Raw genomic sequence first — 14,632 nt, forward strand, 5'->3', positions numbered from 1 at the left:
GGCTATCGCGACCAGGACGTATGACGTCCGGGGGCGGGGCGCCACGCAGCGGCTCAGACAAGGACCTCGGTCACCGGCAGGCTGGAGTCGGCGGGCAGGTCGAGGGAGGACGGCGTACGGCCGCGCCGGACCATCTCGGCGCCGAGGGCGGCGACCATCGCGCCGTTGTCGGTGCAGAGGCCCGGCCGGGGGACGCGGACCCGGATGCCGAGGCCGGCGGCGCGCTCCTCGGCGAGCGCGCGGAGGCGGGAGTTCGCGGCGACGCCGCCGCCGATGAGCAGGTCGTCGATGCCCTCCGACGACGCGGCGTCGAGCGCCTTGCGCACCAGGATGTCGCAGACCGCCTCCTGGAAGGACGCCGCCACGTCGGCGACCGGCACCGGCTCGCCGGCCCGCTCGCGCGCCTCGACCCAGCGCGCGACGGCGGTCTTCAGCCCGGAGAAGGAGAAGTCGAACCGGTGCCGCTCGAGGTCGCGGCGCGAGCTGAGCCCGCGCGGGAAGTCGACGTACACGCTGTTGCCGTCGCGGGCCACCCGGTCGATGTGCGGGCCGCCGGGGAACGGCAGGCCGAGCAGCCGGGCGACCTTGTCGAAGGCCTCCCCCGCGGCGTCGTCGATGGTGGACCCCAGCGGGTCGATGTCGCCGGTGACGTCCTCGACGCGCAGCAGGCTGGAGTGCCCGCCGCTGACCAGCATCGCCACGCACGGCTCGGGCAGCGGCCCGTGCTCGAGCTGGTCGACCGCGACGTGGGAGGCGAGGTGGTTGACGCCGTACAGCGGCTTCCCGAGGCCCAGCGCGAGCGCCTTGGCCGCCGCCACCCCGACCAGCAGCGCGCCGGCCAGGCCGGGGCCGCTGGTGACGGCGATCGCGTCGACCTCGTGGAGACGTACGCCGGCGGTCTCGCAGGCTCGGTCGATCGTCGGCACCATCGCCTCGAGGTGCGCCCGGCTCGCGACCTCGGGCACCACGCCGCCGAAGCGGGCGTGCTCGTCGACGCTGCTCGCCACCGCGTCGGCCAGCAGGGTCCGGCCCCGCACGATGCCGACGCCGGTCTCGTCGCAGGAGGTCTCGATGCCGAGGACCAGGGGCTCGTCGCTCACCGGTCCATCATGCCGTTCGCGCCGCAGCCGCTGACCAGCGCACGGCGCAGGACGACAGCGGTGGTGCCGTCGCGGTAGTAGCGCGCCCGGCGGTCGACCTCGACGAACCCGAGCGCGGCGTAGAACCGGAGCGCGCCGAGGTTGTCCTCGCGCACCTCGAGCAGCAGCCGGTCGGCGCCCTCCTGGCGCGCCAGCCGGCAGCCCTCGTCGAGCAGCGCGGTGGCCAGGCCGCTGCGCCGGTGGGCGGGGGTGACCGCGATCCGCTGCAGCTCGGCGATGTCGGCGACCGCGCTCACCACCGCGTGCCCGACGACGACGCCGTCGACCTCGGCCACCAGGTAGTGCACGGTCGGGAGGTCGCCGGCGATCCCCGCCTCGACCAGGCCGGGCGACCAGGCGTCGACGCCGAGGTTCTCGGCCTCCAGGGCAGCGACGTCCTCGACGTCGGCCACGGTGGCCTCCCGGATCACGAGACCTTCTTCGGGGGTCGCGGCGTCTCCGCGTCGGGGCGCCGGAGGTAGAGCGGGTCGGGGTCCACGATCTCGGCGAGCTCCTCGGCGACCGCCCGCGCCAGCCAGCCGGCGCTCGGCCGGGTCGGGCCGGTGGCGTGCGGGAACGCGTCGGGGTAGAGCACGGCGCCCTCCCCCACGACGGGTACGCCGGTCGCGAGCGCCGCCGGCTTGTCGACGACCGGCCCCGCGAGCCGCTCCCCGGACGCGGCGTACGTCGCGAGGTAGACCTCCTTGCGGCGCGCGTCGGTGGCGACCGCGAAGTCGGTGTCGCCCAGCAGCCCCGACCCGGCCGCCTCGACCGCGAGCACGTCGAGCGAGCACACGCCGTACACCGGGACCTCGAGCACGTGGGCGAGGGTGCGGGCGGTGACCAGCCCGACCCGGAGGCCGGTGAACGGACCGGGCCCGACGCCGACCGCGATCGCGGTGAGGTCCTGCCGGACGATCCCGGCGCGGTCGAGGGCCTCGGCGAGGAGCGGCGCGAGCTGCTCGCCGTGCTTCATCGGCCGGTCGGACGAGAGCTCGACGACCACGTCGGCGCCGTCGTGGACCGCGACGGAGACCAGCGGGGTGGCGGTGTCGAACGCGAGCAGCACCCGGCGAGCCTACGAGACGGGTCAGGTCAGCCCGTGCGCGAGCCTGGCCAGGTGCGCGTCGATCGGCGAGAGCGCCGGGAGGTCGGACTCCAGGTCCCACCAGGTCATCTGCTTGACCTCGCCGCCGGGCGGCGTCTCGGGCGGGTGGACGAGCACCGTGTGGTAGATCGCGGCGTGCTCGATGCGGCGCTCGTGGCCCAGCTGCACGGTCGCGACGCCGACGAAGTCCAGGTCGGCGGGCTCGGACCCGGTCTCGGTGCGGAACGCGCGGACGGCGGCCGCGCGGGGGGTCTCGCCCTCCTCGTCGTCGACCTCCTTGCCCGACAGCTCCCACTCGCGGCTCCAGTGGTTGCGGACCATGAGGGTGCGCCCCTCGTGCTCGGCCACGGTCAGCGAGAGGACCAGCGGGATCTCGGGGTCGAGGTGCCCGAGCTCCTCCTCGGGGCAGCGGCGGAAGTCGAGCAGCAGGTTCTCGTTGAGCTTCTCGGCGAGCGGGGGCCGGTGGCTGGAGGGGACGTCGAGCTCGTACCAGCGCGGCCCGACCGGGGTCATCAGGACCCGGCGCGGGTCGAGCTCGGCGTCGGCGTCGGGCTCGTCGTCGGCGAGCGCCCGGATGATCCGGATCTCCAGGCGCGACTCGGCCAGCCCCTCGGCGACCCCCTCGCCCCACTCCACGACGGTGACCGACTCCTCCAGCGAGGTGTCGAGGTCGAGGTCGTCGAGCTCGTCGATCCCGCCGAGGCGGTAGGCGTCGACGTGCACCAGCGGCGGCCCGTCGGCGAGCGAGGGGTGGACGCGGGCGATGACGAAGGTGGGCGAGGTGATGTCGCCGCGCACGCCCAGGCCCGCGCCGATGCCCTGGGTGAACGTGGTCTTGCCCGCGCCGAGCTCGCCGCTGAGCACCAGCAGGTCGCCCGGGACCAGCTGCCCGGCGAGCGCCTCGCCGATCTCGCGCATCGCCTCGGCGTCCGGGGCGTCGAAGACGAAGGTGTTGAGCGGTCGGCGCAGCTCGACGTTCGGCGAGAAGCGGCGGACCTCCCGGAAGCCCTGCCGCTGCCAGAACCGGATCGTGCGCGGCAGCTCCTCGCGCGCGACGACGGTGAGGTCGTCGAAGCCGCCCGAGGCGTTGACCGCGGCGTCGATCAGCCGGGCGGCCACGCCGTGCCCCTGGGCCTGCGGCGCGACCCCGAACCGACGCAGGTACATCGACCCGCCCACCGGGTCCAGGACCAGAGCGCCCACCGTCTCGTCGCCCAGCCGGGCCACCAGCCCGCCGTGCTTGGCGAGCAGCGCCGCCATGCTCTCCTCGGTCTCGGTCAGCGCCTCGGCGGGCGGGTCCAGCGGCGGCCGGGCGGCGAAGGCCTCCCGCACCACGGCGAGCACCTCGGCCGCGGCCTCCGGCCCGACCCGGCGTACGACGGGCGCCGGTCGACGTCCGCTCACCGGACGACCCCCGCCGCGGCGGCGGCGTAGAGGCGGGACAGCTCGGCGTCCACCTCGTGGTGCCGCTCCAGCAGCACCAGGTGGCCGGCGCCCTCGCACTCCAGCAGCCGCGAGCCGGCGATCCGGTCGTGCAGCTTGCGGCTGTGCCCGATGGACGTCAGCCGGTCGGAGGTGCCGCAGACGATCGAGGCCGGCACCCGGCCGAGCACCTCGACGGCGTCGAACTTGTCGAGCCCGCGGAAGCTCGGGAAGAACTCCGCGACCACCTCGAACGGCGTCGCGGAGAGCATGTCGTCGACGAACCGGACGTACGACGCGGGCACGGCGTCGCCGAACGCGAACAGGTCGGTGACGACCGTCGCGAGCGAGCGCCCGGCGCGCCGCAGGCCGTCGACGGTGCGGTGGCGGCGCGCGAGGGTGCGGATCGCGCCGTCGGTGAGCTCGCCGCCGATCCGCGCGGGGATCAGCGGGAACAGGATCCGGCTCGGGTCGAGGCCGCCGGCGGTCGTGGCGATCAGCCCGACGCCGACGATCCGGTCGCCGACCAGCTCGGGGTGCGCCTCGACCAGGCCCACGACCGTCATCCCGCCCATCGAGTGGCCGACGAGCACCACCGGCCCGTCGGGGACGATCTCGTCGAGGATCCGGACGAGGTCGAGGGCGAGGTGGTCGATCGTCGCGTTCTCGCGCGAGGACCGCCCGGACCGGCCGTGCGAGCGCTGGTCGTAGAAGACCGCCCGGATGCCGGCCTCGCGGCAGGCGGCGCGCTGGAAGTGCCAGCAGTCGAGGTTCAGCGCGTAGCCGTGGCAGAAGACCACCGTGACCGGCGAGGTCGGCTCCGCCGGCTCGTCGACCTCGACGTGCAGGGGTACGCCGTCGTCGGCGACCACCGTGGTCGGGGGCGAGCGCAGGCTGCCGAGCACCGTGCTGTCCGGGTCGCGGCGCCCGATCGACCGGCGGCGCTGCGTGACGCCCACGGCCAGGCCGGCCGCGGCGAGACCGGCCACGCCCGCCACGCCCGCGGCGGCGAGCCTGCGCGCGAGCGTCATCGGGCGCTCCCCCCGTCAGCCGCGCTGTCGACGTGCCGGCGCGGCACCCGGCTGCCGCCGATCCGGCTCACGACCTCGTAGCTGATCGTCCCGCAGGCCTCGGCCCAGTCCTGGGCGGTCGGGCCGCCGTCGCGGCCGGTGCCGAACAGCTCGACCTCGGCGCCGACGGCCGGCTCGTCGCCGTCCAGGTCGACCACGACCTGGTCCATGCACACGCGTCCGCGCAGCGGGCGGCGCCGTCCTGCGACCAGGACCTCGGCCCGACCACTCGCGGAGCGCAGCACGCCGTCGCCGTACCCCAACGGCACCAGGCCCACCGTCGTGGGCGCCGGCGCCGTCCAGGTGTGGCCGTAGGAGACCGCGTCGCCGGGCGCCAACTCCTTCACCATCGCCAGCCGGGCCCGGACGGTCATCACCGGCACCAGCCCGAGGTCGGGGGTGTGGCCCGGCGCCGGGTCCAGGCCGTACGACGCGATGCCGCAACGCACCAGGTCGAAGCGGGCGCTGGGGCGCAGCAGCGCGGCGGCGGAGTTGGCGAGGTGCCGCACCTCAGGGGCCAGGCCGGCCGACTCGGCCACGGCCAGCGCCTCGCGGAAGGCCGCCTCCTGCTGGTCGTTGGCCGGGTCGTCGGGCTCGTCGCTGGAGGAGAGGTGCGACCAGATCCCGGTGACCCGCCAGAGCCCGTCGCGCTCGCCGTCGCGCGCCGCCGCGACCAGCGCGGGCCAGTCGGCGCGGGTGGCGCCGCCGCGGGACAGCCCGGTGTCGATCTTGAGCTGGAGGCGGGCCGGGGTGCCGGTGGCGCGGACGGCGGCGGCGACCTCGTCCAGCTCGGCCAGCGAGTACGCCGTGAGGTCGACGTCGGCGGCCAGGCCCGCGGCGTACTCCTCGCCGGGGACGGTCAGCCAGCACAGCACCCGGCCGGTGTCGCCGGCGGCGCGCAGCGAGAGCGCCTCGTCGAGGGTGGCGACCCCGAGCCACGCGGCGCCGGCCTCGCGGGCGGCGCGCGCCGACTCGACCATCCCGTGGCCGTAGCCGTCGGCCTTGACCACCGTCATCATCGCGACGCCGACGCGCTCGCGGAGGAGGGCGACGTTGTGCCGCAGCGCCGCGAGATCGACGACGATCTCGGCGCGCGCGGGGCTCATGGGCCCGATTCTCCCATCACGGGTCGGGGAGCCCGCGGACGGCGTCCGCGACCGCCGGCGCCACCTGGCCCGCGACGAGCGGTCCGCCGGCCGAGGCCAGGGTCGCCGCGGCGCCGTGCAGCCAGGACCCGACCGACGCGGCGTCGAACGCGTCGAGCCCGGCCGCGAGCAGCGCGCCGACCAGGCCGCCGAGGACGTCGCCCGCGCCCGCGGTCGCCAGCCACGGCACCCCCGTCGTCGTGACCCGGACCCGGCCCGCCGGGGTCGCGACCAGCGTGTGCCGGCCCTTGAGCAGCACCACGCAGCCGTACGCCGCCGCCGCCCGCCGGGCGTGCGCCAGCGGCGCCGCCTCGACCGCAGCGCGCTCCGCGTCGAGCATGGCGGCCAGCTCGCCGGCGTGCGGGGTGAGCACGGTGGTCGCGGGCAGCGTCCCCGCCACGTGCGCGAGGGCGTCGGCGTCCACGACGGTCGGCACGCCGTCCTCGAGCGCGCGGGCCAGCTCGGCGCCGGCGTCCTCGCCGCCGCCCGACCCGACCACCCAGGCCTGCACGCGGCCCGCGCCGACGACCTCGGGGTGCGCCTGCCGCACCCGGTCCGCGACGGCCGCCGGGCCGACGTACCGGACCATCCCGCAGAGGCCGGTGGACGCGCCGGCGACGCTCAGCAGCGCGGCGCCGGGGTACTGCGCCGACCCGGCGCGGACGCCGACGACGCCGCGGACGTACTTCTGCGCGTCCTGGCTCGGCCGCGGCAGCAGCCGGGCGACGTCCTCGGGCTGCAGCGCCTCGACCGGCGCCTCCGGCAGGTCGAGCCCGAGGTCGACGAGGTGGACCGTCCCGCTGGCGTGGGCCGCGGGGTCGACGAGGTGGGCGACCTTGAGGGTGCCGAAGGTGACGGTGAGGTCGGCGGCGACGTGCGGCCCGTCGAGCTCGCCGGTGTCGACGTCGACGCCCGAGGGCACGTCCACCGCGACCAGCGGGACGCCGGCCAGCGCGGCCAGCGCGGCCTGCGCGTCCGGTCGCAGGCCCGGTCGTCCGCCGATGCCGACGATGCCGTCGACCACCACGTCCGGGCGCGTGCGGACCCCGTCGACAGTGCGCCCACCGGCTCGGCGCAGCGCGGCGAGCCCCTCGGGGTGCACCCGGTCCGCGAGCGGCCAGGCGTCGACCGCGACCCCGCGACGCGCGAGCACCGCCCCGGCGTACAGCGCGTCGCCGCCGTTGTCCCCCGGCCCCACCAGCAGCAGGACGCGGCGCCCGTACGCCGTACCCAGCAGCTCGAGGACCGCGTGCGCCAGGCCGTGCGCCGCCCGCTGCATCAGCGCGCCCTCCGGCAGCCGCGCCAGCAGCGCGGCCTCGGCCTCGCGCACCTGCGCGACGGTGTGTGCGTGCCTCACCCGGCCGACCCTAGTGCGGGGCCGGCCGGGTGGGACGGGTGCGACTCACCGGTCAGCGGACGACGCGGACGCCGATCGTGCTGCTGCTGGCGGTGAAGCCGTCGGCGGGCAGGTAGCGGACCTTCAGCAGGTAGCGCCCCGCCGCCCGCGCGGGGAGCACGACCTCGACCGCGCCGCCCTTGAGGCGCACCTTCCTGACGACCTTGCCGCCGTAGGTCACCTTCACGGCTCCGGTCGGCGTGATGCCGGCCGCGGCCACCCTCACCGTGGCCGTGGGACGGGCGCCCGGGCGGACCTGGGTGGGCACCCGGATCCGCGTCTGCGTGACCGCCCTGGCCACCTTTCCGGCGGAGGCGGTGGCCGTGCCGGTCACGTGGTCCGGCTTCGCCGCCGAGACGACGACCGCGACGACCCGACGGGCGTCGGCCGGCCGCAGCCGGTACGTCGTGCCGGTGGCGCCGGAGATCGGCTTGCCGCCCCGGGTCCACTGGTGGGACACGGCGACGTCCTCGTGGCTCCACGCCCCGCCGGTGGCGGTGAGCTTCCTGCCCACCGTCGCCGTGCCGGTCACCCGCGGGGCCGTGGTGGCCACCGGGGCGGCCTTCGCGGCCACCTCCACCGGCACCGTCCCCACGTCCGCCGTGGTCGTGGCGACCCGGTCGGTGGTGACGGTCTCGAGGCTGCTCGCCGACACCGAGACCGGGCCGACCTCGGTCGCCGTGAACGTCACCGAGGCGAGGGTGACGGCGCCGGTCGCGCTCGGCGAGGTGCCGAGCTTGGTGTGCACGACCTCGAGGGTCCCGTCCTCCTCGAGGCCGTACGTCGCGCCGGTGAGCTCGGTGGCCGCGCTGCCCTCGACGTACTCGAGGGCCTCGGGGTCGAACTCCAGCGTCAGGTCGTAGGCGTAGAGGTCGGTGACGTCCTCCGCGGAGACGGTGACGGTGAGCGTGTCCCCGAGCACCACCTCCTCGGCCGACACCGCGATGCCGTAGCCGTCCAGCGCCACCGGCTCGTCGAGCCGGGGCTCGGCCGGCCCGGCGACGGCGGTCGGGACCCACGCGAGGGCTCCCAGCCCCAGGGCGAGGGCGGCGAGCCCGCCGACCCGCCGGCGCCGCTCGGTCATCCTCGGCGTCCTCTCGACGGTCTTCTCGACGGTGCTCACTGGTCCTCCAGCGCGGGGTAGAGCACCGGCGCGGTGCGGTGGCGGGTGGCCTGCTCGTAGTCGTGCGCGAGCCCGATCAGCAGGCCTTCGGAGTAGCTCGGGCCGAGCAGCTCGAGGTTGACGCCCGCACCCGGGATCGCCTCGGACGCCGTGGCCTGGCCCATCGGGGCCGACACGGCCGGCATGCCCGTGTTGGGGCTCAGCCGCAGGTTCGTGCCGATGGTCCCGTAGGGGTTGCCGCTCGGGTACATGAGCGCGTCGAGGTCGTGCTCGGCGAGCAGCGCCTCCACCGCGACCTCGCCGTTGGCGATCGCCGTGCCGTGGGTGCCCATCCAGGTCTGGTACTGCTGCGGGGTCACCGCGTTGCGGCTGGTGTAGGTGCTCGCTCGGCCCGGGACGACGTGGCCCGAGTCGATGATCGCCTGGAGGCTCCGCGTCGGGACGTCCGGGTCGAGGTGCTCGGCGATGTAGATGTCGAGGTCGTGCTTGAACTCGTTGGTGCTCCCGCTGCCCTCGTTGAGGGTCGCGGTGATCGCCGCCGGCGTGGTGGCGATCTCCACCACGGTCGCGCCCTGGGCGGTCAGGTCGGCCTTCGCCCGGTTGAACAGCCGCACCGTGGTGGCGTTGGTGCCCACCATGCTGGACAGGAACCCGATCCGGGTGCCCTCGAGCGCCGTCGGGTCGAGATAGGAGGTGTACGACGTCGGCACCTTGCCCTGCTGCTCGGAGGTGAGCGGGTCGTTCGGGTCGATCCCGGTGACGGCATCGAGGGCGATCGCGGCGTCGGAGACCGTCCGCGTCATCGGGCCCCCGGTGTCCTGGCTCAGGGCGAGCGGGACGATGCCGTCCCGGCTCGCCAGCCCGGTCGTGGGCCGGATGCCGACGAGCTGGTTGTACGACGACGGGACCCGGATCGAGCCCCCGGTGTCGCTGCCGAAGCCGATGCCGCCGAGGTTCGCAGCGATGGACGCGCCGGTGCCGCCGCTGGACCCCCCTGCGGTGCGGGCCAGGACGTACGGGCTGGCGACCAGCTTGGAGGACCCCGGCTCGCTCTCGGTCGTGTACTCCGAGGCGAACCCGAACGCCCACTCGTCGAGCGTGGCCTTCGCCAGGACGACCGCCCCGGCGTCCCGGAGGCCCTCGACCATGAACGCGTCGTCCTCGGTCTGGTTGTTCTTCCAGCTGCCGTGACCGGCACTGGTGGGCATGTCGCGGGTGTCGTAGTTGTCCTTCACGACGACCGGGACGCCGTCGAGCATGGTGCGCGGCCCGCCGTTCGCGGTGCGGGCGGCGTCGCTCGCGGCCGCGGCGTCGAGCGCCGCCTGGCCGCCCGTGGTGATGATCGAGTTCAGCGCGCGGGGGTGCGCGGCGTCGGTCAGCTCGTCGTACGCCGCGATCCGCGCCAGGTAGTCCCGCGTCAGCTCCACCGAGGTCGTGACCCCGGCGTTCATCGCCTTCTGCATGTCCAGGGCGGACGCCTCGACGAGCGAGAACGGCCCGTCGTCGTAGACGATCCGCTGGGACAGGTCGGCGACGTCGGTCAGCTCGATCTCGCCGTCGGCGTCCAGGTCGGCGGCCGCCACGGCGGCCCATCCCGCGTCCCCGGTCTCCGTGCCCAGGGCCTCGACCAGCAGGTCCAGGTCGTCCTGGGTCACCTGCTCGTCGTCGGTCAGGTCACCGGTCGTGTAGTACGGCGCGAGGTAGGGACCCCCGTCCCCCGGAGCCGCCGGCGCGGCCGCCTCCGAGCTCGCCGGCCCGGCGGTGCCGGCCGTGAGCACGGCCGCACCCAACGCCGCCACGGCGAGCGACGCGCGGGACCTCCTCGACTTCTTCACGCTGTTCCTCCCATCGACGGACCCGAGAACGTCGTGACCGTAGGGAGGGTGCGTTGCCGTGAGGTTTCGGTCCCGTGCCGGACAGGGACCAGTCGTGTCCGCCAGGTAACGAGTCCGACCGGTGCGGGGTCAGGACTCCAGGACCACCACGGCGGAGGCGATGCCGGCGTCGTGGGAGAGCGAGACGTGCACGGAGGTGACGCCGAGGGCGTGGGCGCGGGCGAGCACCGAGCCGCGCATCTCGAGCAGCGGCCGGCCGGAGGACTCGTTGACGACCTCGGCGTCGTGCCAGGACATGCCGACCGGCGCGCCGAGCGCCTTGGCGAGCGCCTCCTTGGCCGCGAAGCGGGCGGCCAGCGAGGCCAGCGGCCGGCCGGCCTCGGCGGGGGTGAAGAGCCGCTCGCGCAGCGCGGGCGTGCGCTCCAGGGACTCGGCGAAGCGCTCGATGTCGCAGACGTCGATGCCGACCCCGACGATCACCGGGACATCACTGGGACATCACCGGGTCACTCGACCGTGACGGACTTGGCGAGGTTGCGCGGCTGGTCGACGTCGTGGCCCATCGCGGAGGCGAGCTCGCAGGCGAACAGCTGCAGGGGTACGACGGCCACCAGCGGCTGGAGCAGCACCGGCACCTTCGGCAGCCGCACCACGTGGTCCGCGTACGGCGTGATCGCCTCGTCGCCCTCCTCGGCCAGGCAGATCGTGCGCGCGCCCCGTGCCCGCACCTCCTGGATGCCGCTGATCATCTTGTCGTGGAGCTGGTCGCGGCCGCGGGGCGGGACGACGCACAGCACCGGCAGCCCCTCCTCGACCAGCGCGATCGGGCCGTGCTTGAGCTCGCCGGCCGCGAACCCCTCGGCGTGCAGGTAGGCCAGCTCCTTGAGCTTGAGCGCACCCTCCAGCGCCACCGGGTAGCCGGCGTGCCGGCCCAGGAACAGCACCGAGCGGGCGCCGACGTGCTCGCGGGCGAGCGCGTAGACCTGCTCCGCGCCGTCGAGTACCGACTGGATCTGGTCGGGCACCTCCTCGAGCTGGCGCATGACCTCGTCGATCTCGTCGCCGTACCGGGTGCCCTTGACCTGCGCGAGGTAGAGGGCGAGCAGGTAGCAGCCCACCAGCTGGGTCAGGAAGCCCTTGGTCGAGGCGACGCCGATCTCGGGGCCGGCGTGGGTGTAGATGACCGCGTCGGACTCGCGCGGGATGGTCGAGCCGTTGGTGTTGCAGATCGCCAGCACCTTGGACCGCTGCCCGCGCGCGTGCCGGATCGCCTGCAGGGTGTCGGCGGTCTCCCCGGACTGGCTGATCGCGACGACCAGCGTGGAGTAGTCGAGGATCGGGTCGCGGTAGCGGAACTCCGAGGCCAGCTCGACCTCGACCGGCACGCGGCACCAGTGCTCGATGGCGTACTTGGCCACCATGCCGGCGTAGAACGACGTGCCGCACGCGATGATGATGATCTTGTCGATGTCGCGCAGCTCCTGGTCGGAGAGGCGCATCTCGTCGAGCTGGAGCAGCCCGCCTCGGGAGTGCCGGCCGAGGAGCGAGTCGGCCACGGCGCGCGGCTGCTCGAAGATCTCCTTGCGCATGAACCAGTCGTGGCCGTCCTTCTCGGCGGCCGAGAGGTCCCAGTCGACGTGGAAGCGCTCGCCCTCCGCGGGCGTGCCGTCGAAGCCGGTCACCGCTACGCCGTCGCAGGTGATCGTGACGACCTGGTCCTGGCCGAGCTCGAGCGCCTCGCGGGTGTGCTCGATGAACGCCGCGACGTCGGAGCCGAGGAAGTTCTCGCCGTCGCCGAGGCCGACCACGAGCGGGCTGTTGCGGCGCGCCGCGACGACCCGCGAGGGGTCCTGGGCGTCGACCGCGACGAGCGTGAACGCGCCCTCGAGCTGCCGGCAGACCCGCTGCATCGCGGCGGTCAGGTCGTCGTCGACCTGGACCTCGAGCTCCAGCAGGTGCGCGGCGACCTCGGTGTCGGTCTCCGAGACCAGGTCGTGGCCGGCGTCCTCGAGCCGGGCGCGCAGCTCGGCGAAGTTCTCGATGATCCCGTTGTGCACCAGGCCGACCCGGCGGGTGCTGCCGAGGTGGGGGTGGGCGTTGACGTCGTTGGGCGCGCCGTGGGTGGCCCACCGGGTGTGCCCGATGCCCGTGGTCGAGCCCGGGAGGGGCGACTCGGCGATGGCCTTCTCGAGGTTGGCGAGCTTGCCCGCCCGCTTCTGGGCGACCAGCGACCCGCCGTCCACGAGCGCGATGCCCGCGGAGTCGTAGCCGCGGTACTCCAGCCGACGGAGACCCTCGACCACCACGCCCTGCGCCTGCTGATGACCGACGTATCCCACGATGCCGCACATGAGAGCCATGCTAACGACGGGTGGACCCTCCTCCGACCACCGCGGGGCGGCTGCAACAATCACCCGCATGTCTTCCGGGGGTGGCCACGACGGCGCCCACGAGTCCTCCCCGTACATCGAGCTGGACCGCAAGGCCTGGGCCGCGCTCGCCGAGGAGACCGCCAACCCGCTCAGCGTCGAGGAGGTACGCCGCCTCCGCGGCCTGGGCGACTCCCTCGACCTCGACGAGGTCCAGGAGGTCTACCTGCCGCTGAGCCGGCTGCTGAGCCTGTACGTCGAGTCGGCCGGCAACCTGCACCGCCAGCAGGAGGCGTTCCTCCACCAGCGCACCCCGCCGCGCACGCCGTTCGTCATCGGCCTGGCCGGCTCGGTCGCCGTCGGCAAGTCGACCACCGCCCGCGTGCTGCAGCAGATGCTCGCCCACTGGCCCGAGCACCCCAACGTCGCGCTGGTGACCACCGACGGCTTCCTCTACCCCAACGCCGAGCTCCAGCGGCGCGGGCTGCTGCAGCGCAAGGGGTTCCCGGAGTCCTACGACCGCCGTGCCCTGCTGCGCTTCGTCGTCGACATCAAGTCCGGCAAGGACGAGGTCGAGGCCCCGGTCTACTCCCACCTCGTCTACGACGTGGTGCCCGGCGAGAAGATCGTGGTCAAGCGGCCCGACATCGTCATCATCGAGGGCCTCAACGTGCTGCAGCCGGCCCGGGTGCGCGAGGACGGCCGCACCAGCCTGGCGGTCAGCGACTTCTTCGACTTCAGCGTGTACGTCGACGCCGGCCGCGACAAGATCCGCGACTGGTACGTCTCCCGCTTCCTGCGGCTGCGGGAGACGGCGTTCCGCGACCCGCACTCCTACTTCGCGCGGTACGGCGCGATGAGCCACGAGGACGCGGTCGCCGAGGCCGAGCGGATCTGGGACTCGATCAACGGCCCCAACCTGGTCCAGAACATCCTGCCGACCCGCTCGCGGGCCACGCTGGTGATGCGCAAGGACCGCGACCACTCGGTGCGCTACGTGCGGCTCAGGAAGGTCTGACCCGCTTCTGCACGTCGAGCGCCTGCTCGACGACCCGGTAGCCCAGCGCCTCGTTGACGGCGTTCATGGCGGCGTTGACGCCGGCGTTGCTGGTCACGACCGACGTCGCGTCCGGGAACAGCTCGAGCACCCGCCGGTGGGTGGCGAGCTTCATCCCGAGCCCGATCCGGTGGCCGCGGTGGCCGGGCAGCACCAGGGTGCCGCCGACGGTCGCGACCCGCGGGTCGGCCGCGACCACGCCGAGCTCGTGGAAGCCGCACAGCCCGCCCCCCGGGGTCACCCCGACCGCGACCAGCCACCGCCGGCCGGTGGCGGCCGTCCGCTCCTCGACCTCGTGCAGCCGCTCGGGCGTCCAGGACGCCGCCCCCACGTCGAGGTCGCCCCGCGGGACCATGGTCATGAACGCCGAGAGCAGGTCGCAGAAGTCCGGCACCCACTCCTCGGGCACCCGGTCCTCGAAGGCGACCACGCGGTACCCGCCCAGGTGGGCGGCGACCTCGGCCTCCAGCGGACCCCACGACGCCGGCGCGGTCCGCAGGTCCAGCAGCTTGGTCTCCTCGCGGCTGGCGACGGGGTACCCGCTCGCCTCCGCGAACGCCGTCGACGGGGAGCCCTCCCCCGGCGGCGCGTACGCCGACCCGACGTACGCCGTGCGGCCGTCGTCGGCGGCGAGCCGCTCCAGCTCGGCGAGCACCGCCCGGCCCACGCCGCGGCGACGGTGGTCCGGGTGCACCTGGACGTCGAGCTCGGCCAGGTGCCGGTTGTCGGCGAGGAAGAGGACGAGGAACCCCGAACCCACCACGACGCTGTCCTTGGTCGCCAGCAGGAGCCGGCGGGCCAGGTCCGTGCGCGGGAGGGAGTAGAGCGGCCGCGCGACGTCCCAGGACGGCCACCCGTCGTACGCCCGGTCGTGGGCGGAGGACGCCGCGCCGACCTCCCACCAGGACCGCAGGGCGGTCCCGTCGGTGGGGTCGATCTCCCGCACGCGGACGTCGGTCACGCGCCCG

The 14,632-nt window shown here is 74.7% G+C and carries 13 protein-coding genes; 1 reads left to right on the forward strand and 12 read right to left on the reverse strand.

Annotated features, from left to right (window positions below):
• Positions 1-53: 53 nt before the first annotated feature.
• The 11 genes from tsaD to glmS all read right to left on the reverse strand — a co-directional run bounded on the left by tsaD (position 54) and on the right by glmS (position 12,589).
• Positions 54-1,100, reverse strand: coding sequence for a tRNA (adenosine(37)-N6)-threonylcarbamoyltransferase complex transferase subunit TsaD (gene tsaD, locus H4O22_RS16855; protein WP_182524491.1), 1,047 nt, complete (start codon positions 1,098-1,100; stop codon positions 54-56).
• Positions 1,097-1,570, reverse strand: a complete 474-nt coding sequence (rimI, locus tag H4O22_RS16860; protein ID WP_182524492.1) for a ribosomal protein S18-alanine N-acetyltransferase — start codon at positions 1,568-1,570, stop codon at positions 1,097-1,099. Before rimI ends, tsaD begins: the two co-directional genes overlap by 4 nt.
• Complete coding sequence (gene tsaB, locus H4O22_RS16865) at positions 1,567-2,208, reverse strand: tRNA (adenosine(37)-N6)-threonylcarbamoyltransferase complex dimerization subunit type 1 TsaB (RefSeq protein WP_182524493.1); 642 nt, start codon at positions 2,206-2,208, stop codon at positions 1,567-1,569. Before tsaB ends, rimI begins: the two co-directional genes overlap by 4 nt.
• Positions 2,209-2,229: 21 nt before the next feature.
• Positions 2,230-3,651: a tRNA (adenosine(37)-N6)-threonylcarbamoyltransferase complex ATPase subunit type 1 TsaE gene (tsaE, locus tag H4O22_RS16870; RefSeq protein WP_182524494.1), complete on the reverse strand. Its 1,422-nt coding sequence runs from the start codon at positions 3,649-3,651 to the stop codon at positions 2,230-2,232.
• Positions 3,648-4,700 (reverse strand): alpha/beta fold hydrolase, encoded by a 1,053-nt coding sequence (locus H4O22_RS16875; RefSeq protein WP_182524495.1) that lies wholly within the window; start codon positions 4,698-4,700, stop codon positions 3,648-3,650. Before H4O22_RS16875 ends, tsaE begins: the two co-directional genes overlap by 4 nt.
• A complete protein-coding gene (gene alr / locus H4O22_RS16880) occupies positions 4,697-5,845 on the reverse strand; it encodes an alanine racemase (RefSeq protein ID WP_182524496.1) in 1,149 nt (382 codons plus the stop codon). The genes H4O22_RS16875 and alr overlap by 4 nt, the downstream gene beginning before the upstream one ends.
• A 16-nt stretch (positions 5,846-5,861) precedes the next feature.
• Positions 5,862-7,241 (reverse strand): NAD(P)H-hydrate epimerase, encoded by a 1,380-nt coding sequence (locus H4O22_RS16885; RefSeq protein WP_182524497.1) that lies wholly within the window; start codon positions 7,239-7,241, stop codon positions 5,862-5,864.
• A 52-nt stretch (positions 7,242-7,293) separates the two neighbouring features.
• Entirely contained in the window at positions 7,294-8,364 is a 1,071-nt protein-coding gene (locus tag H4O22_RS16890) for a cohesin domain-containing protein (protein ID WP_182524498.1), read from the reverse strand.
• A 35-nt stretch (positions 8,365-8,399) separates the two neighbouring features.
• Entirely contained in the window at positions 8,400-10,238 is a 1,839-nt protein-coding gene (locus tag H4O22_RS16895) for an amidase family protein (protein WP_182524499.1), read from the reverse strand.
• 129 nt (positions 10,239-10,367) lie between these two features.
• Complete coding sequence (locus H4O22_RS16900; protein WP_182524500.1) at positions 10,368-10,718, reverse strand: holo-ACP synthase; 351 nt, start codon at positions 10,716-10,718, stop codon at positions 10,368-10,370.
• A gap of 26 nt (positions 10,719-10,744) precedes the next feature.
• Positions 10,745-12,589, reverse strand: a complete 1,845-nt coding sequence (gene glmS, locus H4O22_RS16905) for a glutamine--fructose-6-phosphate transaminase (isomerizing) (protein ID WP_182524501.1) — start codon at positions 12,587-12,589, stop codon at positions 10,745-10,747.
• A 67-nt stretch (positions 12,590-12,656) separates the two neighbouring features.
• Between glmS and coaA the strand changes: the two genes are divergently transcribed.
• Positions 12,657-13,625, forward strand: a complete 969-nt coding sequence (coaA, locus tag H4O22_RS16910; protein WP_182524502.1) for a type I pantothenate kinase — start codon at positions 12,657-12,659, stop codon at positions 13,623-13,625.
• Here coaA and H4O22_RS16915 read toward each other — a convergent pair.
• The gene (locus H4O22_RS16915) at positions 13,612-14,625 is read right to left on the reverse strand and encodes a GNAT family N-acetyltransferase (protein ID WP_182524503.1); all 1,014 of its coding nucleotides are present in this window, start codon (positions 14,623-14,625) and stop codon (positions 13,612-13,614) included. The two genes, coaA and H4O22_RS16915, sit on opposite strands and share 14 nt — an antisense overlap.
• Positions 14,626-14,632 lie beyond the last annotated feature (7 nt).

It is taken from the genome of Nocardioides dongkuii (genome assembly GCF_014127485.1).
GTDB classification, from domain to species: domain Bacteria; phylum Actinomycetota; class Actinomycetes; order Propionibacteriales; family Nocardioidaceae; genus Nocardioides; species Nocardioides dongkuii.

Excerpts from the sequence above, each read along its gene's own strand:
- H4O22_RS16875 (WP_182524495.1), bottom strand. The coding sequence starts at position 4,700 with ATGACGCTCGCGCGCAGGCTCGCCGCCGCGGGCGTGGCGGGCGTGGCC.
- alr (WP_182524496.1), bottom strand. The coding sequence starts at position 5,845 with ATGAGCCCCGCGCGCGCCGAGATCGTCGTCGATCTCGCGGCGCTGCGG.
- H4O22_RS16890 (WP_182524498.1), bottom strand. The coding sequence starts at position 8,364 with ATGACCGAGCGGCGCCGGCGGGTCGGCGGGCTCGCCGCCCTCGCCCTG.
- glmS (WP_182524501.1), bottom strand. The coding sequence starts at position 12,589 with ATGTGCGGCATCGTGGGATACGTCGGTCATCAGCAGGCGCAGGGCGTG.
- coaA (WP_182524502.1), top strand. The coding sequence starts at position 12,657 with ATGTCTTCCGGGGGTGGCCACGACGGCGCCCACGAGTCCTCCCCGTAC.